The sequence below is a fragment of the Candidatus Pelagibacter sp. genome (assembly GCF_052046145.1).
In the GTDB taxonomy this organism is placed as follows: domain Bacteria; phylum Pseudomonadota; class Alphaproteobacteria; order Pelagibacterales; family Pelagibacteraceae; genus Pelagibacter.
The window spans coordinates 1,236,098-1,257,639 of record NZ_JBNGZR010000001.1 but is presented as its reverse complement, the minus strand read 5'-3'; the positions used below and the strand labels follow the sequence as shown (position 1 = coordinate 1,257,639).

Sequence of the window (21,542 nt, the reverse complement as noted above, 5' to 3'; positions counted from 1 at the left end):
ATAATATATATACTGCTGTTATTATTTCAACCCTAGATTGGCTTAAAAATAGCTAAAAATACAACGATTATTAAGATAACCGTCGGTATTTCGTTAATTATTCTAAAAAATTTTGCAGATCTTGTATTTGTGGAATTTTTTAAAGCAACAAGACATTTTCCTAAATAATCATTATATGCTGATAACAATATCACTAAGACGATCTTTATTTGAAACCATAATTGAGAGAAAATGTCTATTCCATTGAGATAAATTAATACTAATCCAAAAACCCAAGTAAAAATCATTGCGGGTCGCATAATGTAAAAAAATAATTTTTTTTCCATCACCTCAAAAATATCAGTTGCTTCTTTTTTCTCTTTATTTTCAACGTGGTAAACAAAAATTCTAGGAAGATATAAAAGACCAGCCATCCAAGAAACTACAGCAATTAAATGTAAAGATTTAAATAATAAATACGAATTCATGTATCAGATATTTCTTTCGATTAAGGAGTTTAATAAAGTAATATGATCATTATTATCATTTAAACAGGGGACCATATCAAAATTTTCTCCACCTGAATTTAAAAAACTTTCTTTAGCTTGAATTTGTATTTCCTCTAAAGTCTCTACACAATCAGATGCAAACCCTGGACAAATTGTAAGGACATTTTTAACACCCTCTTTAGGCAAATTTTCTAAAGTCTTGTCAGTATATGGTTGAAGCCATTCTTGTGGACCAAATCTTGACTGAAATGTAGTTTTAATTTTAACTGAACTAAATTTTTCTGAAATTAGTCTTGTCGTTTTATGACAATAACAATGATAAGGATCACCTTTATCAAAATATTTTTTTGGTATCCCATGATAAGAAGCTATGATTAGATCTGGTTTCCAGCTGATTTCATTTATTTTTTTATTAATCGAATTAACAAGTGCATCAATATAAAGTGGATCAGATTCGTAATGAGGGATTATTTTTAAAGAAGGTTGCCACCTCATTTTCATTAAAGTTCTATATACCTCATCACAAACTGTTGCTGTTGTAGCTGCTGCATATTGGGGATAAAGAGGAAGTATCACCAAATTTTCGCAACCAATTTTATGCAATTTATGAATTTTGCTCTTAATGCTAGGATTTCCATATCTCATAGCAAAATCTATGATAATATTTTCTTTTGATAGTGAATTTGAAACTTTCTCACTTTGTTTTTTTGTATAATAAAGAAGTGGTGAAATATTTTCGTCCTTCATCCAAATCTCTTTATACGCTTTAGCAGTTTTAGAGGGTCTAAAATTTAAAATGAACAAATTCAAAATTATTTGCCAAATTAAAGGATTTACTTCAATTACTCTTCTATCAGAGAGAAATTCTTTTAAATATTTTCTTATATCAAACCAACTAGTAGAATCAGGTGTGCCTAAATTAACTATAAGCACACCTGTGTTACCGTATTTTATAGGTGGGTGACTTTTTTCAATCATTTAAAATCTTTTACAATTTTTATTAAATTTTCAACCATTTCAGGATTTGTTTCAGGCAAAATACCATGGCCGAGATTAAATATATACGGGTGATCTCGAAAAATTTCTAAATAATTAAAGGCTTCTTTTTTTAATTTTTCTTTATCTGTTAACAAAATTTTTGGGTCTAAACCTCCTTGTATAGGTATATTTATATCTTTAAGTATTTTTTTTGGGTCAACATTATAATCAATGCTCACAGCATCAGGTTTAACAATTTCACAAAACTCTTTATAATTTTTAATTTCTCTGGGAAAACATATAACTGGCACATTTAAAGATTTTACATAATTTACTAAATTTAAGGTCGGAGAATAAACATAATTAGGTAAATCTTTTTCCTCTAATAAACCTGCCCAACTATCAAAAATTTGAATTACATTCGCACCGTTATCAATTTGATTTTTTATATGGACTTTTAAAAATTTTTCAATAATTAATAATATTCTGTTTATTAAAAACTCATCTTTAAAAAAATCTTTTTTCAAATTTTTTTTAGGCGATTGTTGATTAATCATATAAACTAATAATGTCCATGGAGCACCAATAAATCCGATAGTGTTTTTATTTTTTAAACTAGAATCTGAGCTAACTTTTTTTAATGCTTTATACACACGATGTATTTTCTCTACAAAGTCAATTTCATCTGTCCTAGCAATTTCATTTAGATTTAGTTCCCCTAATTTTGGCCCAAAGTTTTTTTCAAATTCTACTTTTTGACCTAATCCATAAGGAAGCATTAAGATATCTGAAAATATTATTGCAGCATCTAGATCAAATCTTTTTAATGGTTGTAGAGTTATCTCTGAAGATAAATCGTCATTTAAACACAAATTAATAAAATTAGGATTTTCTTTTCTTATTTCTCTAAATTCTGGTAAATATCTACCAGCTTGTCTCATAATCCATATAGGATTAAACGAAGTATCTTTGTTAATTATCACTTTGTTTAAAGGTTTCATAAATAAGTATTATTAATTATTGTAGTTGTAATATATCTTGTGAATAAAGGTGATTAATTTTTATAAACATTATATTCACATTTTACCAACTTCTAATGTGGTTAAAATTGTTTAAAATGAAGCTTTTTTGACCATATTAATTTTTGTGGATTGTTTTACCCTATTTATTATTAATGTTAATAAATAGCAGTTTTTACAAGGTTAATTTAAAAAATTTTAAATTGTGTAATTTAATTAAAATATTACAAATTTATTAACAATTTATTCATGAGCAATACATATCAAATATATTTAATTTCTGACTCAACGGGCGAGACTTTAGATAGAATATTTTTAGCCCTGAAAGCTCAATTTTTAAATATAGAATATAAGGTTCATTCTTACTCTTTTACAAGGACAGAAAATCAAATTTTAAAAATTCTAGAAGATGCAAAAAAAAATGAGAATTCAATAATCCTATATACAATCGTAGATAACAATTTAGCCAAATACCTTGCGAACGCGAGTGAGGATAAAAATATTCCATGTTTTGGCGTTTTAGGAAATTTAATTCTGAATTTTTCAAAAATATTAAATCAAAAAGCAACACACGAGCCAAGTGGTCAACATATATTGAATGAAGAGTATTATGACAGAATTGAAGCAATTCAATTTACAATGAACCATGATGATGGAAATTTAATAAACGAAGTAAACAAATCAGATATTATTCTTGTGGGCGTAAGTAGAACAAGTAAAACACCAACATCTATTTATTTAGCTAACAAAGGTTTTAAAACGTCAAACATCCCGTTAGTAAATGAAAATTCTTTGCCGGAGTCCCTTAAAAAAAATCCACAAATGACATGTGTTGTAGGACTAAGCACAGAGCCTGAAAGGTTGGCCGATTTAAGAAAAAATAGAATGAATTCTTTAAAAGAAACAGAAAACATTCAATACACAGATTTAGAAACCATAAAAAGAGAGGTCCTAGAAGCAAAAAAAACGTTTCAAAAATATAAATGGCCTCTTATAGATGTAACCAGAAAGTCAGTTGAAGAAACTGCGGCCTCAATAATTAAAATTCACGAAATATATCTAAACAATGTTAAGTAAAATTATTCTAGCATCAAAAAGCGAGGTTAGAAAAGATATTTTAGATAAAAATAATATCAAATGTATTGTTGAACCGTCGAACGTTGATGAGGATCCTGTTAAAGAAAGCTTATTAAGAGAAAACGCAAGTCCAGAAATAATTTCAAAAAACCTAGCTGAGCTGAAAGCAAACAAAGTGAGTATAAAAAATACTGATGAAATAGTCTTGGGAGCAGATAGCGTTATAGATCTAAACGGTGAATTAATATCAAAGCCAAAAAATAGGGAAGAGGCTTTGACAATATTAAAAAAACTTAATGATGAATCACATTTTTTAATTAGCTCTGTTTGTTTGTCAAAAAATGGATCTATGATTTGGAACTATACTGAGAAGGCAAAACTAACCATGAAAAACTTTTCTAATCATGAATTGAAACATTATTTATCTAAAATATCTGATGAAACTCTTTATGCATATAATGTCTACCAAATAGAAGGAGAGGGTAGAATGTTATTTGCAAGCATAGAAGGCGATGAGGATACGATTATGGGGCTACCTGTTAAAAAAATAAAAGATTACCTAGGATCTTTATAATGAAAAAATTTATAGTTATTGGAAATCCAATTAGTCATTCGCTTTCACCAAGACTTCATAATTATTGGCTAAAACAAAACAATATTGATGCCATTTATGAAAAAATAAATTTAGAAGAAGACGGAATTAAAGAAATTATACAAGATATAAAAAAACAAAAAATCGGTGGTTGTAACGTTACTGTTCCATTTAAAAAAAAAGTTATTCCATTTTTAGACAAATTAAGTATGGAAGCAGAGCAAACGCAGTCTGTGAATACAATTATTTTTAGAAATGGAAATTTAATTGGACATAATACTGACATCACTGGTTTTACCAAAGCAATCGAAGCTTTGGAATTTAATTTAAAAAATAAAAAAATTTTTATTTTGGGGGCAGGAGGTGTTGTTCCTTCTTTAATATTTGCTTTGAGAAGAATGAATGTTTATGAAATAACAATCAGCAACAGAACTAGAATTAATGCAGATAATTTGAAAAGCCAATTTAAAAATATAAAAATTTTTGATTGGGGCGATTTGCCTAATTTTGATGTGATAATAAATGCTACTAGCCTTGGTTTAGACAACGAAACTATAAATTTAGATTTTTCTAAAGTAGAAAACAATAAATTATTCTATGATGTAATTTATAATCCACCAGAGACAAACTTTTTAAAACAAGGTAGAAAATTAGGAAATCAGGTAGAGAATGGAAAATTAATGTTTATTTATCAGGCATCAGAGGCGTTTAAATTATGGCACGGAATAGATCCTGAGGTAGATAATCAAATTATAAAATTATTAGACAATGATTAGAATAGGAATTTTAGGGGACATTGGTGCTGGGAAAAGTTTTATTGCAAATAATTTCGGTTATCCAGTATTCAATGCAGATCATGAAGTATCAAAAATTTATAAAAAAAATAAAAAAATTTTTTACAAATTAAAAAGTAAATTACCAAAATATATTTATTCTTATCCAATAAATAAGAATGAAATTACATCAGCAATACTTGCCAATAAAACAAATTTGAAAAAAATTATAAATATTGTTCATAAGGAAATTAGAAAAAAAATGAATCTTTTTTTAAAAAAAAACAAGAGAAAAAAAATTGTTATTTTAGATATACCTTTATTGTTAGAAAATAAGATAAATAAAAAAAATGATGTACTAATTTATGTTCAATCTAAAAATTCTGAAGTTCTAAAAAGGTTAAATAAAAGAAAAAATTTTAACAAAAAACTTTTTAAAATTTTTAAAGAAATTCAACTTCCGCTTGATTATAAAAAGAAAAAGTCTCAATTTATTATTAAAAATAATTTTACAAAAAAGACAGTTATTAAAAAAATAGATTATATTTTAAGTGAAATTAATTAAATGAAAGAAATAGTACTAGACACAGAAACTACTGGAATTTCTATAAAAGAAGGTCATAGAATAGTAGAAATAGGCTGCATAGAGTTAGAAAATTTAATCCCAACAAAAAAAACTTTTCATTGCTATTTAAATCCAGAGAGAAAAGTTTCTGAAAAGGCCTTTCAAATTCATGGATATTCAGACGAGTTTTTATCGAAACAAAAAAAATTCAGTGAGATTGTTGATCATTTTTTAGATTTTATTAAAAATAAAAGACTCATTATTCACAATGCAGAGTTTGATATATCTCACCTTAATAATGAGTTGAATTTGTTTGGAAAAAACAAAATTTCAAATGAAGTAATTGACACACTTGTTTTAGGAAGAGAGAAATTTCCTGGGTCTCAAGTTAGCCTAGATGCTTTATGTAAAAGATTTAAGATAGACAACTCCAAAAGAACCAAACATACAGCTTTGATAGACTGTGAGCTTTTATCTAAAGTTTACATAAATTTAATTGATCAAAAAGAACCCACATTAAATTTTCAAAATCAAAATGATTTAATTGGAAGCAACAACAGTGTAGTTTCTTATTTTAAAAAAATTATTAAACCTTCTCAGAATGAGATTAACAAACACAAAGAATATTTGGATAAAAACCTGAAAAAAAATTATTACTAATTTTTATTTTTATTATAAAGATCCTCAAAATTAACTTTTTTATTAAACTTAAGATCTGGATAACCTGATCTATGTAATAGTGTGAGAAAAGTTTTTTCTATCTCAGGGTATATTTCATTCTGTACATCACATAGGATAATTTTTTCCAAATTGTTTTGTTCTTTAGCTGAAACGTCTAATCTAATTATTGACGCAAATACTATTTCAAAAAAAGATTTTTTATTACTTTTATTTTTATCAGAATATTTTAATGTTGTCTCAACTTGTATTATTTTTTCTTTTAAAATTTTTGATTTAATGTCAATATTCAAGGAATAGTTTGAAATATTATCTTTTACAAAAAGATAAGTATCAATGTCTGGTGTTTCACTTGACATATCTTTAATAAACTTTGCAATTATTTTGTAATTATTTTCCATCGCGTTCATCTATATCTTCAAATTCTCCTTCAATAAAATTATTTTTTTTATTGATTTTCTTATCAAATTTTTTTGAGAATTTATTAAAAATAATTTTTCTTGTTATTGGAAATATAATAAAAAAACCCAGAAAATCGGTTGCAAAACCAGGTACGATTAACATTAAAGCCCCTAGAGCAATAGCTGCACCTGATATCATTTCATATGCTGGTGCCTCATTTTTACTTAATTGAAAGAATGCTGATTTTAAAGTGTTTAGACCTTCGTATTTTGCATAGTAAACACCAATTATTGCAGTTAAAAAAATAAGTAAAATTGTTATTAATGCACCAATTTGTGAGCCAATTTTAATAAATAAGTATATTTCAATTATTGGAACTAAAATAATAGTTAATAATATTGAGTTCATTTGTCCTTAATCTAAATTGCTAGTTGAAATTAATCAACAGAGTAATTACTATAAAGTTATGAGTTACAGTTTTGAGTACATAGATATTATTTTATTAGCAATGATTGCTGGCTTTATTTTTTTAAGATTAAGAGGAATTCTTGGTAAAAGAACTGGTTTTGAAGGAAAATCACCAGCTCAATTTAAAGAGATATTAAAAAATACAAAGGTTGATCAAGTAGTTAAACCAAAAGAGAAGTTTGATGATGCAGCCCAAAAAGAATTTTTAAAAGGTGCAAAAATCGCTTATGAAACAATCATTACTGATTTCAGCGATAATGATAATAAGATCATAAGTGCAAAACCTCTCTTAAATAAAGATATATATAATCAATTTGATGATGCTTTGAAAGAAAGAGCGAAAAGAGGTCACTTTGCAGAAATAACATTTATTGGAGTTAATAAAGCTGAGATTAAGGAGCATAAAAAAACAGGAAATATTTTAAATGTTACAGTGGATTTTATAGCAGAGGTGATTACTTGCATAAGAGATAAAGATAAAAAAATTGTTTCCGGAGACCCTGAAAAGATTAAAAAAATTTATGATACTTGGATTTTTTCAAGAGATACAACTTCAGCAAATCCAAATTGGCAGCTAGTAAATATATTAACATAATTGACCAATAATATTTCAGACAAAGATAAAAAAGATTGGAACAAATTTATAAACAGTACTGAAAAATTACCTAATAAGGACTTCAAACATCAAAAAAATAAAAATCTAAAAGAAAGATCAATAGATTTGCACGGTTACAGTTTAGATGAAGCAAATAAAACAATAGAAGATTTTATAAACAAAGCTTTTTCAGAAAATGTTAATAAATTAGTTGTTGTAACTGGTAAAGGTCTTCACTCTGAAAATGAAAAAGATCCTTATGTTTCAAAAGATCTTAGTATCTTAAAATATTCTGTTCCAGAATTTATTAATAATAATGCCGGTTTAATGAAGATGATAAATGAAATAACAGATGCTAAAATAGAGGATGGTGGTGGTGGCGCGTTTTATATTTTTCTGAAAAAAAATAAATCTATAAAATAAATTTCGAAAGATCAGTATCTTTAACTAAAGTATCTAAGTTTTTATTAATATATTCTTTATCAATAATAATTTTCTCTCCCGCTCTGTCTGTTGCAGTAAAGCTAATTTCATCCAAAATTTTCTCAATGATAGTGTGTAACCTTCTGGCTCCAATATTCTCAACAGTGGCATTTACTTCAGAGGCAATATTTGCAATAGCGTCTATTCCATCATCTGAAAATTCAAGATCAACATTTTCAGTTTTTAATAAAGCTACGTATTGTTTAATTAAACTAAAATCAGGTTCTCGTAAAATTCTTTTAAAATCTTCACTAGTCAAAGCTTCAAGCTCAACTCTAATTGGCAATCTTCCTTGTAATTCGGGTAACAGATCAGACGGCTTTGCAAGTTGGAATGCTCCAGATGCAATAAACAAGATATGATCTGTTTTGATTGGACCATGCTTTGTGTTAACTGTAGTTCCTTCTATCAAGGGTAATAAATCTCTTTGAACACCTTCTCTTGAAACGTCTCCACCAACTCTATCTGTTCGTGCTGAAATTTTGTCAATTTCATCAAGAAAAACTATTCCATTGTTTTCTGTTGAAAGTTTTGCAGCTTTAATGATTTTGTCTTGTTCAATTAATTTATCTGATTCATCGTTAATTAAGATTTCATGGGATTCTTTTACACTCATTTTTTTCTTCTTCTCTTTATTTCCCATTGATTTACCAATCATTTCTCCAATGTTGATCATTCCAACATTTGCTCCTGGCATTCCTGGGATTTCAAAAGAAGCTCCATTTGAACCAGTGTCACTTACAGCTATTTCAATTTCATTGTCATCTAAATCACCATTTCTTAATCTTTTTCTAAAACTTTCTCTTGTAGCCAAGCTTGCTTTTTTACCTACCAAAGCATCTAAAACTTTTTCTTCAGCTGCTTTTTGGGCTTGGGCATGAACTTCTTTTCTCTTTTTTACTTTTTCCATTGAAATAGCAATCTCAATTAAATCTCTAACAATTTGCTCTACATCTCTTCCAACGTATCCAACTTCAGTAAACCTTGTCGCTTCAACTTTTACAAAAGGTGCTTCAGCTAATTTTGACAATCTTCTTGAAATTTCAGTTTTACCAACACCAGTTGGACCAATCATCAAGATATTTTTTGGCAAAACTTCGTTTTTCATCTCACCCTTAAGTGCTTGCCTTCTCCATCTGTTTCTTAAAGCAACTGCAACAGCTCTTTTGGCTTTATTTTGTCCAACAACAAATCTATCTAATTCTGAAACAATTTCCCTAGGAGATAAAGAACTAACTAAAGAAGTTTCGTCTTTTTGATCTTTATCCTTTGGGTGCAGTTGTGTTACGTTTGATTTATCCATTATATTTTTTCAATTTTTACATTATCATTAGTAAATACACATATATCTGCTGCAACTTTAATTGCTTTCTTTGCTACTTCTTCAGCTGACATATTACCTTCCATCAAAACTTTTCCAGCAGCTAAAGCATAATTGCCACCTGAACCTATTCCTATTACATCTCCTTCAGGCTCAAGAACATCGCCAGTTCCTGAAATAATATAACTATTGTTTTTATCACCAACAGCCATTAGCGCCTCTAATCTTCTTAAGTACTTATCTGTTCTCCAATCTTTTGCTAATTCAACAGCGGCTCTTGATAAATTGCCTGCATGTTTTTCTAATTTTCCTTCTAATCTTTCAAATAAAGTTAATGCATCAGCAGTTGATCCTGCAAAGCCAGCCACTACATCCCTTTTTTCAATTTTTCTAACTTTTGAAGCAGTGCTTTTAACAACAGTATTTCCCATACTAACTTGTCCATCACCAGCAACTACTACTTCATTGTTTTTTCTAACTAATACAATTGTTGTCATATCTAATAAATGGTAACTATTTTTGATACTTCAAGTGTTCAGACTGATATTGATATCGCAGGATTATGTATGTATACCATTAAAAATATATGGCTAGAAAAGGAAAAGTATCTCGAAAAACAAAAGAAACCAGCATCAATGTTGAAGTTAATATCGATGGTAAAGGAAAGTACCAAATTGACACTGGCATTGGTTTCCTAGATCACATGCTTGAGCAATTATCAAAACATTCATTGATCGACCTAAAAGTAAAAGCAAAAGGAGATACTCATATTGATCTTCATCACACAACTGAAGACACGGGTATTGCAATTGGAGAAGCTTTAAAAAAAGCTGCTAAAAAATTTGTGGGAATAAAAAGATATGCTCACACTGTAATACCAATGGATGAAACGTTAACTAGAGTTGCGATCGATGTTTCAAATAGACCTTATTTGATTTGGAAAGTAAAATTAAAAGTTGAGAAACTTGGTGAGATGGACACAGAATTATTTAAAGAATGGTTTCAGGCATTCTCACAATCTGCAGGTATTACGATGCATGTTGAAAATATTTATGGGGACAATAGTCACCACATAATTGAATCTTGTTATAAAGCATTAGCAAGATCATTAAGAGCTGCGTTAGAGATGGATCCAAGAAACAAGAAAAGCATTCCATCCACTAAAGGCTCATTATAAGTTTAATGAACGTCACAATTGTTGATTATAATTCGGGCAATATAAGCTCGGTGATAAACTCCTTTAAGGAAGTTGCTAAAGATAAAGTAAATATAGAGGTAACTTCAGATTTAAATAAGATTAAATCTTCAGATAAAGTTGTTTTACCAGGGCAGGGTTCGTTCAAGAGTTGTATTGATGCACTTAACAACATCAGTGGTTTAGTTGATGCATTAAATGATTTCGCAATTATTAATAAAAAACCTCTTCTTGGGATTTGTGTTGGATTACAAATGTTTGCAGATATTGGTTTTGAAGAAACAGAAACCAAGGGCCTTGGTTGGATATCAGGTAAAGTATCAAAGATAGATAACCAAAACGGAAAATTTAAACTTCCTCATATTGGTTGGAATCAAATTAATATTGTCAAAGATAGTAAAATTTTAAAGGATGTAGAAAATAATTCTCATATGTATTTTGTTCATAGTTATGAATTTATTCCTAATGATAAAAGTGTAATTTCAGCTACAACAGATTATTCATCAAATATCGTTTGTTCTGTTGAAAAAGAAAATATCTTTGGAACCCAATTTCACCCAGAAAAGAGTGATAAAATAGGATTACAATTAATAAAAAATTTTATAAATTTATAACTATGAATTGGCTAAAATGACATTGGTTAAAAAGAGTGAAAAAGAACAACTTAAACAAAGATTATTAAATGAATTACCAGAGCTAGAAAAAGCAGGATGGAAAAAAATACACATTGATCTTTTAAAGAAGCACTTTACATTTTACTATAGTCTTATTCATTCAGAAATACCTCCTAAAGAGGAAAAATATAAGAAGTTTGTTGAAACCATCAAAAATTGGAAGACTGCAAAACCTAAAAATATACATGAGGAAATTTATCTAAATTACACTAAATTTTTTATGAAAAAAAATTCGAATAAAAAAGATGATAAAATTTTAGATCCAGTTTGGAAAAATATTCCTCAAAATATTTCTGGAGCCATGCAGTATTCACAAGAAATGATCGATAAACTTAATACAGAATATGAATCTGAAAGTTGGGAAGACTGGTATGATGATTGGAAATATAGATGAAAATATTTCCAGCTATAGATATTAAAAATAAAAAGTGTGTAAGATTAGTTAAGGGGGATTTTGATAAAAAGACTGAGTATGAATTGTCTCCAATTGAACAAGCAGGAGAATTTAAAGATCATGGATTTAAAAATTTACACATAGTTGATTTAGATGGTGCTTTAACTGGCGAAACAGTAAATTTAGATATTATTCAGGAAATAGTTGGTAAATTTAATTTAAAAGTTGAAGTAGGTGGTGGTATTAGAAATTCTGATAGTATTAAAAAATACGTTGATGCTGGTGTTGAGAAAGTAATTCTGGGTAGTGCCGCAATAAAAGATAAAAATTTTTTAAAAGAAGCTTGTGAAAAATTTCCAAATAAAATTGCCTTAGGGTTAGATGCTAAAGACGGTTATTTATCGGTCTCAGGCTGGAAAGAAAACTCTAACCAATTAACATTAGATTATTTGAAACAAGTTAATGATTACGGTGTAAGTAGAATAATTTATACTGATATTAATCGAGATGGCATTAAACAAAGTCCAAATTTCGATGAAACATCAAAAGTTGCAGAAATATCAAATTGCCCAGTGATTATATCCGGTGGAGTTTCATCAATAGATGATATTAAAAAAGCAAAGAATTTAAAAAATGTTGAAGGTATAATAGTTGGTAAAGCTATTTATGATGGTGATATAAAATTAGAAGAGCTTGTAAAAGAAGATGCTTAAAAACAGAATAATCCCTTGTTTAGATGTAAAGAATGGACGTGTTGTAAAAGGTATCAATTTTGTTGATTTAAAAGATGCTGGAGATCCAGTCGAACAAGCCAAAATTTACAGTGATGGTGGAGCAGATGAAATTTGCTTTCTTGATATTACCGCATCAAATGAAAATAGAGACATTATTTACGAAGTTGTAGAAAAAACTTCAAAAAAATGTTTTGTTCCTTTAACTGTTGGTGGCGGTATAAGAAATGTAGAGGATATTAACAAATTACTAAATTGTGGTGCAGATAAAGTTTCCATAAATACTGCTGCAGTTGAAAATTCAAAAGTTGTTGTTGATAGTTCAAAAAAATTTGGATCTCAATGTATTGTAGTAGCAATTGATGCAAAAAAAAATGGAGATAAGTGGGAAGTGTTTACTCATGGAGGAAGAAATAATAGTGGAATCGATGCATTAGAATATGCAAAAAAAATGGAAGAAAATGGTGCTGGAGAGCTTTTAGTGACTTCAATGGATAGAGATGGGACACAAGCTGGTTATGATATTGATTTGATGTCTAAAATTTCTTCTAAAGTAAATATTCCGGTAATTGCTTCAGGTGGTGTAGGTAACTTAGATCATTTAGTAGATGGAATCAAATTAGGAAATGCAAGCGCAGTTTTAGCAGCATCAATTTTTCATTATGGTAAGCATTCTGTTAAAGAGGCTAAGGAATATTTGGAATCAAAAGGGATTCCTGTTAGGATTTGAAATGTCTGAAATTTTAGATAACCTTGTAAAAACAATAAGAGACAGAAAAAACTCTACAGAGGAGAAGTCATACACAAAAAAACTTTTAAATAATAAAAAACTATCTGAAGAAAAAGTGTTAGAGGAAATAAATGAACTTATTCAAGCTGTAAAATTATTAAATTCTAAAGATAAGGTTTTTGATGCAAAATCAGAATTTTTTAAGTCTGATGTTAAAGAAGCGTCAGATGTTATTTATCACCTTTTGGTTTATCTCGAAGCCAATAATATAAAATATGAAGACGTACTTGATGAACTAAATAATAGAACTTCTCAATCAGGTTTAGAAGAAAAAGCGAGCAGAAATTAAGATGGTTTATGATGACAATAATATTTTTGCAAAAATTTTACGTGGAGAAATACCTTGTAATAAAATTTATGAAGATGATTTTGTTTTGTCATTTCATGACATTAACCCACAAAAAAAAATTCATGCTTTAGTTATTCCTAAAGGGAAATATATTGATTTAGATGATTTTTGTTTGAATGCCTCTTCAGAAGAGATGGTTGGATTATTAAAAGGAATTAATATGGTTGCTAAAAAGCTTGGTATTTCAACAGAAGTAGGTAAAGGCTATAGAGCATTAGCTAATATTAGTGATCATGGTGGACAAGAAGTTCCCCATTTACATTTTCATCTTTTTGGAGGTGAACGAGTAGGAAAAATGGTTGAGTGACCGAGGAAGTTAAAAGAAATTATCTTGAAATTAATTCACTCAAGGATCTTAATGAGGGAAACAAACCATCAGAAGATTATTCTCTAAATTTAATTGATCCAATTAATTTTCAATTAAATAAATTTTTCTACAAAACAATTGGAAAAAATCATAAGTGGTTAGATAGATTGTCTTGGTCAGAAGAAAAGTGGATCAACTATGTTTCATCTGAAAATGTTAAAACATATGTATTTAAATTTAAAAATGATTTAGTAGGTTTTTTTGAATTAATTATTCACCCAGAAAAAAATGAGACTGAAATTGCCTATTTTGGTATATTAGAGGAATATCAAAATAAAAAATTAGGTTCCTATTTATTATCTGAGGCTATTAAAAAAGCTTTTGAAAATAAAGTTAATCGTGTTTGGGTTCATACATGTTCATTAGATCATAAAAATGCTTTAAATAATTATGTTTCGAGAGGAATGAAAATATTTAAAACTGAAATTTTGAATATCTAATTCTGAATAGGGATTTTAAAAAGATTTTTTGGAAGCACTCTATTTTTATTAATTAAACTAAGAAAAGTAATATTGAAATTTTGATAAATATCTGTATTTTGCCAACCAACTAAATCATAAGTTTGTTTATCAAAAAAAATATTAATTTCGTTATCTCTATCAAAAATTGTAAAATTAATTAGATTATTATCCACAATTCTTTCCTCAAGATCATTAATTTTATTTATTAGAAAATTTTTGTCTAAAATTAAATTTAAAGCAGTTTTTTTCAATGGATATCTATAATAACTAGTCCTTGTTTTTATTACTAAAGATTTTCCATTAGATACTAAAATTTTATTATTACTTCTCGCATACTCACAAAAGATTTTTTTTGGATACTGAATAGTACAGTTTCCATTTTCTATTTTTCCATTAATATTTTGCTCGAATTTAAAATCAAGATTTTCTGTATCTTTTAAATTTTGTACAATTTTGTCTTTGATTTCAGCATTTGCGATAGAGGTAGCTATAAACAAAAAAAATATAAGAAAATATTTTAGCATTAAAGTACATCTCTTTTACCAACATGATTTGCTTTGCTAACAATTCCGTCTGCTTCCATCATATCAATAATCCTTGCTGCTCTATTGTATCCAATTTGAAGTTTTCTTTGTAAAAAGGAGGTAGAGGCTTTACCTTCAGACCTAATTATGTCTAAAGCTTGTTCATAAAGCTCGTCTTTATCACCTTGGTTTTGACTATCACCAATTTCTTTCTCATCAGCAAAATTTAAAATTTCATCAACGTAGTCTGGCTCTGCTTGGGATCTTAATGAATTATTTATTTTTTCAATTTCGCTGTCAGATACAAATGGTGCATGAATTCTAACTATACGATTAGCTGAAGACATGTATAACATATCTCCTTTTCCTAACAATTGTTCAGCTCCTTGTTCTCCAAGAATAGTTCTGCTGTCTATTTTAGAAGTAACCTGGAAAGATATTCTGGTAGGGAAATTAGCTTTTATTGTACCTGTAATGACATCCACACTTGGTCTTTGTGTGGCCATAATAATATGGATACCGGCTGCTCTTGCCATTTGAGATAGCTTTTGAATATAATTTTCAATTTCTTTACCTGCAACTAACATTAGGTCAGACATTTCATCAACAACGACCACAATATAAGGCATTGGAAGTTTATGTTTTGCATTGTAACCATCAATATTTCTGACACCTTCTTTTGTCATCAATCTATATCTGCTCTCCATTTCCTTAACTACCCAGCCTAGTACTGAAGCTGCTTTTTTTGCTTCTGTTATGACCGGACAAAGTAAATGTGGAATTCCTTCGTAAGTAGATAATTCCAACATCTTGGGATCGATTAAAATAAATTTACATTTATCTGGAGCATGTCGGTAAAGTAAAGATAGAATTATTGTATTAATGCAAACAGACTTACCTGACCCTGTTGTCCCAGCAATTAATAAATGAGGCATAGAAGACAAATCCCCTATAATAGGTTGTCCAGAAATACTTTTGCCTAAAGCAATAGGTAATTTTATTTCTTTTCTTCTAAAATCAGAATTACTCAAAATTTCATTCAGATAAACGTTCTCTCTTGTATTATTTGGAAGCTCTATTCCAACTGTATTACTTCCAGGTATTGTTGCGATTCTAGCCGACTCAGAACTTGTATTTCTTGCTATGTCATCTGATAAATTTATTATTTTTGAAACTTTTACTCCAGCAGCAGGTTCAAATTCGTTTAGAGTAACAACAGGTCCTTGACTTACTTTTTTAATATTACCATTAACTCCAAAGTCGAGTAATATTTTTTCTAAGAAATCAGGATTATATGAATCATTATTTTTTGAATTTTCTCGTTCTGATTTATTTGGTACTTTTAGCAAATCAAGACTTGGTAATTTAAATTTAATTTTAATATCATCTTTATTTTTAGCTTTAATAAATGGCAAATCTTCTTGGATCAAATTTTTGATTTCTTCTTGGGGTATGTATTCACTTATAATTTCATTTTTGTTAGTGTAATTTTTAACATTTTTTTTATTGAATAAATTAATTAAATTTTTAAAAAATTTATAAAATTCTACTGGATGAAAATTTATACTTACTAAAAATAAAAATATTATTAATATTAATAATGTATAGTATGAAATTATTTCGTTAGTTAGCACTATTGAATTTAAAAATGTTGAGTTGAAGTAGGTCCCAACAAAACCTCCATTTCCATTAATATAAAGTGTAAATGCATTTGAATAAAAATGAGTTAAAAAAAGAGTACCAAAAATCAAATATAGAATAGAAAAAAATATATTTTCAATGATTAAAAAAAATTCTTTAACACGTAATATATTTATGCCAGAAATTATTAAAGTAAAAGAAACCAGGTAAGACATTAGTCCAAATGATTGTAAAAAAAAATCAGATATATAACTACCATGGTAACCAAATATGTTATTAATTTCAGTGTTTTCAGGAAATATGAAGTTTGGGTCTTCAGGCGAATGCGTTACTAATGAAATAAGTAATAGTATTCCTCCACAGAAAATTAACAATCCTAAAATTTCTGCCAATCTGTTTCCTGCAAAATTTATTAACAAATTTGATGTTTTTTTTATATCCATATAAATGAATCAATTATATCACTTTGTATCATCTAATTTTTGTTGTTAAAATTAAAAATAATATGAGAGTTTGTATTCTTGGCAATGGTTTATCCAGCTTAGCTTTGGCTAAAGCATTAATTAATAAAAAAATTTATGTTGATGTAGAAGTTTCAAAAAATAAATCTAAATTAAATAAATCAAGAACACTTGGAATTTCAAAATCAAATTTAGATTTTTTCAATAAAAAAATTATCAATATTGAAAAAATTATTTGGAAATTGAAGCAAATACATATTTATTCTGAAAATTTAAAAAATGAAAAATTACTTGATTTTAAAAGTAAAGAGGATCAGCTTTTTTCAATTTTAAAAAATTACGAACTTCATAATAATTTAGAAAAAAGTTTAAAAAAAAATAAATATTTTAAAACATTAAACTCAAAAGAAAAAAAAAATAATTATGACAATTATGATATTATAATCACCACTGATTATTTTAGCTCAATTACGAAAAAATATTTTAATAAACAAATAATTAAGAAATATAACAGTTCTGCGTTTGTTACAATTATTGAACATCATAATATCTTAAATGATGTTGCTACTCAAATTTTTACAAAAGACGGACCTTTAGCTTTTTTACCTATTTCACCTAAAATGACTTCAATTGTATATTCTGTAGATAATTCTAAAAAGTATAATATTGAAAAAATTGAAGAGTTAATCAAAAAGCATAACTTTAAGTATAAAATAAAAAAAATAAATAATATAGAATCTTTCGATCTCAAATGTTTAAATTTAAGATCATATTACAATAAAAAATTTTTAGCATTTGGAGATCTTCTACATAGTATCCACCCTTTAGCAGGCCAAGGATTTAATATGACTATACGTGATATTAAAATTTTATTAAAAATAATTGAAAATAAAATTAATTTAGGTTTGCCTATTGATTACTCAATTAATTCTGAATTTGAAAATAAAACTAGACATAAAAATTTTATTTTCACAAATGGAATCGATTTCATCCATGAATTTTTTAATTTAGAAAGAAAAATGAATAATAATACTTTGAGTAAATCAATACAGTATTTTGGAAGAAACTCCTCTATAAATAAAGTCTTTATAAGTTTAGCAGATAAAGGAATTTATATTTAGTTTATTGTAGGGTGTTATTATTGAAATTATCATAACTGTAAGTTTTTAAAATTTCAGAAATTTTTTCTTTCCTTGAATTGAGGCTTTTTGCTTCCAACAATATTTGTTTTTCTTCTAAAGAAAATGGCGATGCCATCGCCAATGCATTTATCGTTTCGTCCAAACTTTGTTTTTCAAGAGCCTTCCAATTAACGATAAAACCTCTTTTTTCAAATAAAGACTTCAAATCTTTAAATATTAGTTCTAAATCACTAAATTTTAACTCTTCTTTCTCATTATTTAAATCATGGTAAAAATCATCATATAAAATTTCTAAGGATCTATATTTTTTTTCTGTTTTTATTTCGTTTAATTTTTCAAATCTCAAAATACCTTTTAGTTCAATTAAATATCTTCCATCCTCTGTCTCTCTAAAACTTATAATTTTACCCAAACAGCCTACATTGTATAATTCTGGTATATTATCAGAATTATTTGATATTTTGGGTTGTATCATCCCTATAAATTTATTTGATTTCATGCTGTCGTCTATCATGTCCAGATATCTTGGTTCAAAAATATTTAGTGGCACAGTTGTTCTAGGAAAAATTATAAAATTACTCAAAGGAAAAACAGGTATGATTTTTGGTAATTCTTCTTTTTTCATAACTATTAAGATAATAATAAATAAACATATAACAATATTATAATATTCATATGAACCTTATTGAAGCACAAAAACTTGTTAAACAAAAAGAATTTGGGAAAGCATTAAATATATTCTTAAAATTAGATAAAAAAAACAGCAATGATCTAAAAATTTTTTTTTATTTAGGACTAATTTATTACGAGTTAAATAAATATGAAAAAAGTATAAAATATTATGATAAATGTTTAAAAATAGATCCAAAGTCCATTTCTACTTTGCATAATTTAGCAATTACATTCCAAGCATTAGGCAAATTTGAAAAAGCAAAAAGAATATACCTATCAATATTAAAATTGAATAAGTCAAATATTAGAGCATACTATGGTCTATATACTCTAGATAATAACAATTTATCAGATGAGATGTTTGAAAATCTAATTGAAATTAAAAATACCGATAAAATTAACTTGTATGAAAAAGGGTTTATAAATTTTTTACTTTCAAAAAAAGAAAAAAAAAACAAGAAATATAAAAAAGAATTAGATTACTTGGAGAGCTCACACGAGGATATTTATAAATCAAATTTGACATACAATAGATCATCACTGTTCTATTATAATAAGATTATTTGTAATCATTATAATAAAATTAAATTTAATAATTATAATACAGAAATTTTTAAAAAATCAAAAAGTGAACCAATTTTTATAATAGGATTACCCAGATCAGGCTCTACATTAATTGAATCAATCTTAACTTCAAGTAAAGAAAAAATTTTCTCATTTGGTGAATGTAATGTTATAAATATGTCTGTTCTAAATGAAATAGGAAAAAAGATTTATAAAAAAGATTTTGATATAAAATCATTTGAATTTTCTATTCAAAAAGAAAGCATAAGAAAAAATGTATTTAATAGATATTTTCAATTTAATAATAAAATTAAAGAAGATACAAAATTTATTGATAAATCTTTAGAAAATTTTTTTAATATTGAAATAATTTATAACATTTATCCAAATGCAAAATTTATTCATACATTTAGAAACCCTGTTGACTCAGTAATTTCAATCTATCAATCCATGTTACCCGAATTATCTTGGACTCATAATGTCGAGAATATTTTAATTTATATTGATAACTATTTGAAAGTAATGAAAACCTTTAACTTAAAATATAGAGAGTCTATAATAAACATTGATTTAGAAAATTTTACTAAAAACAGTACAGAAGTCTCTAAAGATATATTTAATTTTTGTAATCTAGAATGGAATCAAGATGTTTTAAAATTTTATAAGAGAAAAAATTTATATAGCAAGACACTCAGTAATACTCAGATTAGATCTAAAATAGAAAAATATAATCTTGATAAATATAAACCTTATTTCGAAATGTTAAATAAATACAAAAAGAGTTATAGTTGGCTCAATATTGTCTAATTTACCATTGATTTAGTTGTTGTCTTCTAAAATCTAATTGTTTAATTAATAAACTTTTAATTGTTAAAGAGGTTTTTATTTCTTTTTCATAAATTCTTTTATACGAAAAATCCTCAGTAGCTTTGGCATAATAAAGCCAGTTATAAATAATTAAAATATCCGAAAGGTTTAGCCCTCTAAGACTCGCTTTCCAGATTTTTTTATCTGCATTAATTCTTTTTGGCTCATCATCATCTACTAATTTTTCTTTCTGCTCCCAATTTTTATTATATTCAAATTCTTGTTTGCCCTCATAATTAATTTTTTCAAACTTAGGATAAGATTTGTAAAATTCAGAGCACCCATGTTTAATTGTTATACTGTGATTTTCTAAGTTCATATTTAAAAGTTTATCTTCAACTATTTTTTTCACAGTTTCTGCATCTGATAGATCTTCACAATACAAGTATCCTTTATAGTTTCCTTTTATCTTATCTCTTGTTTCCACTATACATTTTCTAGTATTATTGTTTTTTAAATTGAGATTATCAAAAGCAAAATAGAGTTTAATTAAATCAACCACATTACTTAAATTAACCTGGACTTTGTAGCAACTAAAACAATATTTTGGAATTATATTAAATTTGTTAAATACCTTAAAATGTCTTTTACAGTTTAAGTTTATTGAATTATTTCTAAATATTTGAGTTTCATTAAAATTAATATTTTTTTTTAAATTATTTATTAATTGATCACTTTTTTTTAAAATTTTTTTAATATTATGTTCATCTAAATTATTTTTTAATTTAAATTCGTTATTAATTTTTGAGATATGAAAATCAATTTTTAATAAAATATGTCTATTTGCATCTTTTGGTTTTGATAAACTTAAAGTCCTGATTAAATTATTTTGTGAATTAATATTTTCTTCATTCAATTCTAATGATAGAATAAAATTTTGTATTGCTTCTTCAAATTTACCAATTTCAAGATATGAAATTCCTAAATTATCATATGCTAAGTAATAATTTGGTTTCTCTTTAATAGCATTCTTAAAATAAGGAATTGATTCATTTATTTTTCCAAGTTTAAATAATGCAACACCTATATTGACGTATATTCCATATTTTTTATTCTCAAAATTTAATAATTTTTTATAGTATTTAACTGCATTTTCCCATTCATTAAGATTGAAATATATATTAGCAAATAATTTAAATAAAATTTGATTATTTGGATATTTCGAAGAAATTGACTTTATTTTTTCTAAAGCATTTTTAAATTTTTTTTCTTCTATATCATTAATAATTATTTGTAATTCTTGTGAATTTTCGAGGTTAATAATCATCAAT

General features: G+C 26.7%; 28 protein-coding genes. 17 read left to right on the top strand and 11 right to left on the bottom strand.

The features are described 5' to 3' along the window. Positions 1 to 32 precede the first annotated feature (32 nt). The 3 genes from hemJ to hemE are packed head-to-tail and all read right to left on the bottom strand — an operon-like array spanning position 33 to position 2,467. On the bottom strand, positions 33 to 467 hold the full coding sequence (gene hemJ / locus ACTT88_RS06785; RefSeq protein WP_440908536.1) for a protoporphyrinogen oxidase HemJ: 435 nt from the start codon (positions 465 to 467) through the stop codon (positions 33 to 35). Positions 468 to 470: 3 nt separating this feature from the next. Beyond that, positions 471 to 1,466: a ferrochelatase gene (gene hemH, locus ACTT88_RS06780; protein ID WP_440908535.1), complete on the bottom strand. Its 996-nt coding sequence runs from the start codon at positions 1,464 to 1,466 to the stop codon at positions 471 to 473. Beyond that, positions 1,463 to 2,467: a uroporphyrinogen decarboxylase gene (gene hemE / locus ACTT88_RS06775; RefSeq protein ID WP_440908534.1), complete on the bottom strand. Its 1,005-nt coding sequence runs from the start codon at positions 2,465 to 2,467 to the stop codon at positions 1,463 to 1,465. Before hemE ends, hemH begins: the two co-directional genes overlap by 4 nt. A gap of 267 nt (positions 2,468 to 2,734) precedes the next feature. Here hemE and ACTT88_RS06770 point away from each other — a divergent pair, with 267 nt between their 5' ends. The 5 genes from ACTT88_RS06770 to dnaQ are packed head-to-tail and all read left to right on the top strand — an operon-like array spanning position 2,735 to position 6,152. Then, a complete protein-coding gene (locus tag ACTT88_RS06770; RefSeq protein ID WP_440908533.1) occupies positions 2,735 to 3,562 on the top strand; it encodes a pyruvate, water dikinase regulatory protein in 828 nt (275 codons plus the stop codon). Continuing rightward, positions 3,552 to 4,136 (top strand): Maf family protein, encoded by a 585-nt coding sequence (locus tag ACTT88_RS06765; protein WP_440908532.1) that lies wholly within the window; start codon positions 3,552 to 3,554, stop codon positions 4,134 to 4,136. Before ACTT88_RS06770 ends, ACTT88_RS06765 begins: the two co-directional genes overlap by 11 nt. Beyond that, the gene (gene aroE, locus ACTT88_RS06760; protein ID WP_440908631.1) at positions 4,133 to 4,930 is read left to right on the top strand and encodes a shikimate dehydrogenase; all 798 of its coding nucleotides are present in this window, start codon (positions 4,133 to 4,135) and stop codon (positions 4,928 to 4,930) included. The genes ACTT88_RS06765 and aroE overlap by 4 nt, the downstream gene beginning before the upstream one ends. Continuing rightward, on the top strand, positions 4,923 to 5,492 hold the full coding sequence (gene coaE, locus ACTT88_RS06755; RefSeq protein WP_440908531.1) for a dephospho-CoA kinase: 570 nt from the start codon (positions 4,923 to 4,925) through the stop codon (positions 5,490 to 5,492). The genes aroE and coaE overlap by 8 nt, the downstream gene beginning before the upstream one ends. Next, the gene (gene dnaQ / locus ACTT88_RS06750; RefSeq protein ID WP_440908530.1) at positions 5,493 to 6,152 is read left to right on the top strand and encodes a DNA polymerase III subunit epsilon; all 660 of its coding nucleotides are present in this window, start codon (positions 5,493 to 5,495) and stop codon (positions 6,150 to 6,152) included. It begins immediately after the preceding gene. On the opposite strand, the gene ACTT88_RS06745 is transcribed toward dnaQ, so the two are convergent. Both ACTT88_RS06745 and ACTT88_RS06740 read right to left on the bottom strand, forming a co-directional pair. After that, on the bottom strand, positions 6,149 to 6,571 hold the full coding sequence (locus ACTT88_RS06745) for a protein-export chaperone SecB (protein ID WP_440908529.1): 423 nt from the start codon (positions 6,569 to 6,571) through the stop codon (positions 6,149 to 6,151). The genes dnaQ and ACTT88_RS06745 overlap by 4 nt on opposite strands. Next, the gene (locus ACTT88_RS06740; RefSeq protein ID WP_440908528.1) at positions 6,561 to 6,980 is read right to left on the bottom strand and encodes an FxsA family protein; all 420 of its coding nucleotides are present in this window, start codon (positions 6,978 to 6,980) and stop codon (positions 6,561 to 6,563) included. The genes ACTT88_RS06745 and ACTT88_RS06740 overlap by 11 nt, the downstream gene beginning before the upstream one ends. Positions 6,981 to 7,038: 58 nt before the next feature. Here ACTT88_RS06740 and ACTT88_RS06735 point away from each other — a divergent pair, with 58 nt between their 5' ends. Continuing rightward, a complete protein-coding gene (locus ACTT88_RS06735; protein WP_440908527.1) occupies positions 7,039 to 7,635 on the top strand; it encodes a Tim44/TimA family putative adaptor protein in 597 nt (198 codons plus the stop codon). Next, entirely contained in the window at positions 7,636 to 8,058 is a 423-nt protein-coding gene (locus tag ACTT88_RS06730) for a Smr/MutS family protein (RefSeq protein ID WP_440908526.1), read from the top strand. Here the strand turns inward: ACTT88_RS06730 and hslU are convergent. Both hslU and hslV read right to left on the bottom strand, forming a co-directional pair. Next, positions 8,048 to 9,421: an ATP-dependent protease ATPase subunit HslU gene (gene hslU / locus ACTT88_RS06725; protein ID WP_440908525.1), complete on the bottom strand. Its 1,374-nt coding sequence runs from the start codon at positions 9,419 to 9,421 to the stop codon at positions 8,048 to 8,050. The genes ACTT88_RS06730 and hslU overlap by 11 nt on opposite strands. Beyond that, positions 9,421 to 9,936, bottom strand: a complete 516-nt coding sequence (hslV, locus tag ACTT88_RS06720) for an ATP-dependent protease subunit HslV (RefSeq protein WP_072090978.1) — start codon at positions 9,934 to 9,936, stop codon at positions 9,421 to 9,423. The genes hslU and hslV overlap by 1 nt, the downstream gene beginning before the upstream one ends. Positions 9,937 to 10,025: 89 nt before the next feature. Here hslV and hisB point away from each other — a divergent pair, with 89 nt between their 5' ends. From hisB to ACTT88_RS06680, 8 genes are read left to right on the top strand one after another with little or no spacing between them, the layout of a single operon-like run. Next, entirely contained in the window at positions 10,026 to 10,616 is a 591-nt protein-coding gene (gene hisB, locus ACTT88_RS06715; RefSeq protein WP_023854544.1) for an imidazoleglycerol-phosphate dehydratase HisB, read from the top strand. Between the two features lie 5 nt (positions 10,617 to 10,621). After that, positions 10,622 to 11,248, top strand: coding sequence for an imidazole glycerol phosphate synthase subunit HisH (hisH, locus tag ACTT88_RS06710; RefSeq protein WP_440908524.1), 627 nt, complete (start codon positions 10,622 to 10,624; stop codon positions 11,246 to 11,248). 16 nt (positions 11,249 to 11,264) lie between these two features. Further along, positions 11,265 to 11,702 (top strand): hypothetical protein, encoded by a 438-nt coding sequence (locus tag ACTT88_RS06705; protein WP_440908523.1) that lies wholly within the window; start codon positions 11,265 to 11,267, stop codon positions 11,700 to 11,702. Next, on the top strand, positions 11,699 to 12,415 hold the full coding sequence (hisA, locus tag ACTT88_RS06700; protein WP_440908522.1) for a 1-(5-phosphoribosyl)-5-[(5-phosphoribosylamino)methylideneamino]imidazole-4-carboxamide isomerase: 717 nt from the start codon (positions 11,699 to 11,701) through the stop codon (positions 12,413 to 12,415). The genes ACTT88_RS06705 and hisA overlap by 4 nt, the downstream gene beginning before the upstream one ends. Continuing rightward, a complete protein-coding gene (gene hisF, locus ACTT88_RS06695; protein ID WP_440908521.1) occupies positions 12,408 to 13,163 on the top strand; it encodes an imidazole glycerol phosphate synthase subunit HisF in 756 nt (251 codons plus the stop codon). Before hisA ends, hisF begins: the two co-directional genes overlap by 8 nt. A gap of 1 nt (position 13,164) precedes the next feature. Beyond that, complete coding sequence (hisE, locus tag ACTT88_RS06690; protein WP_440908520.1) at positions 13,165 to 13,512, top strand: phosphoribosyl-ATP diphosphatase; 348 nt, start codon at positions 13,165 to 13,167, stop codon at positions 13,510 to 13,512. 1 nt (position 13,513) lies between these two features. Further along, on the top strand, positions 13,514 to 13,879 hold the full coding sequence (locus tag ACTT88_RS06685) for an HIT domain-containing protein (RefSeq protein ID WP_440908519.1): 366 nt from the start codon (positions 13,514 to 13,516) through the stop codon (positions 13,877 to 13,879). Continuing rightward, entirely contained in the window at positions 13,876 to 14,379 is a 504-nt protein-coding gene (locus ACTT88_RS06680; RefSeq protein ID WP_440908518.1) for a GNAT family N-acetyltransferase, read from the top strand. The genes ACTT88_RS06685 and ACTT88_RS06680 overlap by 4 nt, the downstream gene beginning before the upstream one ends. Here the strand turns inward: ACTT88_RS06680 and ACTT88_RS06675 are convergent. Together ACTT88_RS06675 and ACTT88_RS06670 are read right to left on the bottom strand one after the other, a co-directional pair. Then, a complete protein-coding gene (locus ACTT88_RS06675; RefSeq protein WP_440908517.1) occupies positions 14,376 to 14,924 on the bottom strand; it encodes a LolA family protein in 549 nt (182 codons plus the stop codon). The genes ACTT88_RS06680 and ACTT88_RS06675 overlap by 4 nt on opposite strands. Continuing rightward, positions 14,924 to 17,008: a DNA translocase FtsK gene (locus tag ACTT88_RS06670; RefSeq protein WP_440908516.1), complete on the bottom strand. Its 2,085-nt coding sequence runs from the start codon at positions 17,006 to 17,008 to the stop codon at positions 14,924 to 14,926. The genes ACTT88_RS06675 and ACTT88_RS06670 overlap by 1 nt, the downstream gene beginning before the upstream one ends. A 23-nt stretch (positions 17,009 to 17,031) precedes the next feature. On the opposite strand from ACTT88_RS06670, the gene ACTT88_RS06665 reads away from it, so the two are divergent. After that, positions 17,032 to 18,147 carry a ubiquinone biosynthesis protein UbiB gene (locus ACTT88_RS06665; RefSeq protein ID WP_440908515.1) on the top strand — a complete coding sequence of 372 codons (1,116 nt, stop codon included), beginning with the start codon at positions 17,032 to 17,034 and terminating at the stop codon, positions 18,145 to 18,147. Between the two features lies 1 nt (position 18,148). Here the strand turns inward: ACTT88_RS06665 and ACTT88_RS06660 are convergent, their stop codons facing one another. Next, positions 18,149 to 18,793 carry an LON peptidase substrate-binding domain-containing protein gene (locus ACTT88_RS06660; RefSeq protein WP_440908514.1) on the bottom strand — a complete coding sequence of 215 codons (645 nt, stop codon included), beginning with the start codon at positions 18,791 to 18,793 and terminating at the stop codon, positions 18,149 to 18,151. A 50-nt stretch (positions 18,794 to 18,843) separates the two neighbouring features. On the opposite strand from ACTT88_RS06660, the gene ACTT88_RS06655 reads away from it, so the two are divergent. After that, positions 18,844 to 20,211 carry a tetratricopeptide repeat-containing sulfotransferase family protein gene (locus tag ACTT88_RS06655; protein ID WP_440908513.1) on the top strand — a complete coding sequence of 456 codons (1,368 nt, stop codon included), beginning with the start codon at positions 18,844 to 18,846 and terminating at the stop codon, positions 20,209 to 20,211. Between the two features lies 1 nt (position 20,212). Here ACTT88_RS06655 and ACTT88_RS06650 read toward each other — a convergent pair whose 3' ends face one another. Next, entirely contained in the window at positions 20,213 to 21,538 is a 1,326-nt protein-coding gene (locus ACTT88_RS06650; protein WP_440908512.1) for a tetratricopeptide repeat protein, read from the bottom strand. Positions 21,539 to 21,542: the final 4 nt, after the last annotated feature.

Coding starts and splice junctions, on each gene's coding strand:
- hemJ (WP_440908536.1), bottom strand. CDS start 467: ATGAATTCGTATTTATTATTTAAATCTTTACATTTAATTGCTGTAGTT.
- hemH (WP_440908535.1), bottom strand. CDS start 1,466: ATGATTGAAAAAAGTCACCCACCTATAAAATACGGTAACACAGGTGTG.
- hemE (WP_440908534.1), bottom strand. CDS start 2,467: ATGAAACCTTTAAACAAAGTGATAATTAACAAAGATACTTCGTTTAAT.
- ACTT88_RS06770 (WP_440908533.1), top strand. CDS start 2,735: ATGAGCAATACATATCAAATATATTTAATTTCTGACTCAACGGGCGAG.
- ACTT88_RS06765 (WP_440908532.1), top strand. CDS start 3,552: ATGTTAAGTAAAATTATTCTAGCATCAAAAAGCGAGGTTAGAAAAGAT.
- coaE (WP_440908531.1), top strand. CDS start 4,923: ATGATTAGAATAGGAATTTTAGGGGACATTGGTGCTGGGAAAAGTTTT.
- dnaQ (WP_440908530.1), top strand. CDS start 5,493: ATGAAAGAAATAGTACTAGACACAGAAACTACTGGAATTTCTATAAAA.
- ACTT88_RS06745 (WP_440908529.1), bottom strand. CDS start 6,571: ATGGAAAATAATTACAAAATAATTGCAAAGTTTATTAAAGATATGTCA.
- ACTT88_RS06740 (WP_440908528.1), bottom strand. CDS start 6,980: ATGAACTCAATATTATTAACTATTATTTTAGTTCCAATAATTGAAATA.
- ACTT88_RS06735 (WP_440908527.1), top strand. CDS start 7,039: ATGAGTTACAGTTTTGAGTACATAGATATTATTTTATTAGCAATGATT.
- hslU (WP_440908525.1), bottom strand. CDS start 9,421: ATGGATAAATCAAACGTAACACAACTGCACCCAAAGGATAAAGATCAA.
- hslV (WP_072090978.1), bottom strand. CDS start 9,936: ATGACAACAATTGTATTAGTTAGAAAAAACAATGAAGTAGTAGTTGCT.
- hisB (WP_023854544.1), top strand. CDS start 10,026: ATGGCTAGAAAAGGAAAAGTATCTCGAAAAACAAAAGAAACCAGCATC.
- hisH (WP_440908524.1), top strand. CDS start 10,622: ATGAACGTCACAATTGTTGATTATAATTCGGGCAATATAAGCTCGGTG.
- ACTT88_RS06705 (WP_440908523.1), top strand. CDS start 11,265: ATGACATTGGTTAAAAAGAGTGAAAAAGAACAACTTAAACAAAGATTA.
- hisA (WP_440908522.1), top strand. CDS start 11,699: ATGAAAATATTTCCAGCTATAGATATTAAAAATAAAAAGTGTGTAAGA.
- hisF (WP_440908521.1), top strand. CDS start 12,408: ATGCTTAAAAACAGAATAATCCCTTGTTTAGATGTAAAGAATGGACGT.
- hisE (WP_440908520.1), top strand. CDS start 13,165: ATGTCTGAAATTTTAGATAACCTTGTAAAAACAATAAGAGACAGAAAA.
- ACTT88_RS06685 (WP_440908519.1), top strand. CDS start 13,514: ATGGTTTATGATGACAATAATATTTTTGCAAAAATTTTACGTGGAGAA.
- ACTT88_RS06675 (WP_440908517.1), bottom strand. CDS start 14,924: ATGCTAAAATATTTTCTTATATTTTTTTTGTTTATAGCTACCTCTATC.
- ACTT88_RS06670 (WP_440908516.1), bottom strand. CDS start 17,008: ATGGATATAAAAAAAACATCAAATTTGTTAATAAATTTTGCAGGAAAC.
- ACTT88_RS06660 (WP_440908514.1), bottom strand. CDS start 18,793: ATGAAAAAAGAAGAATTACCAAAAATCATACCTGTTTTTCCTTTGAGT.
- ACTT88_RS06655 (WP_440908513.1), top strand. CDS start 18,844: ATGAACCTTATTGAAGCACAAAAACTTGTTAAACAAAAAGAATTTGGG.
- ACTT88_RS06650 (WP_440908512.1), bottom strand. CDS start 21,538: ATGATTATTAACCTCGAAAATTCACAAGAATTACAAATAATTATTAAT.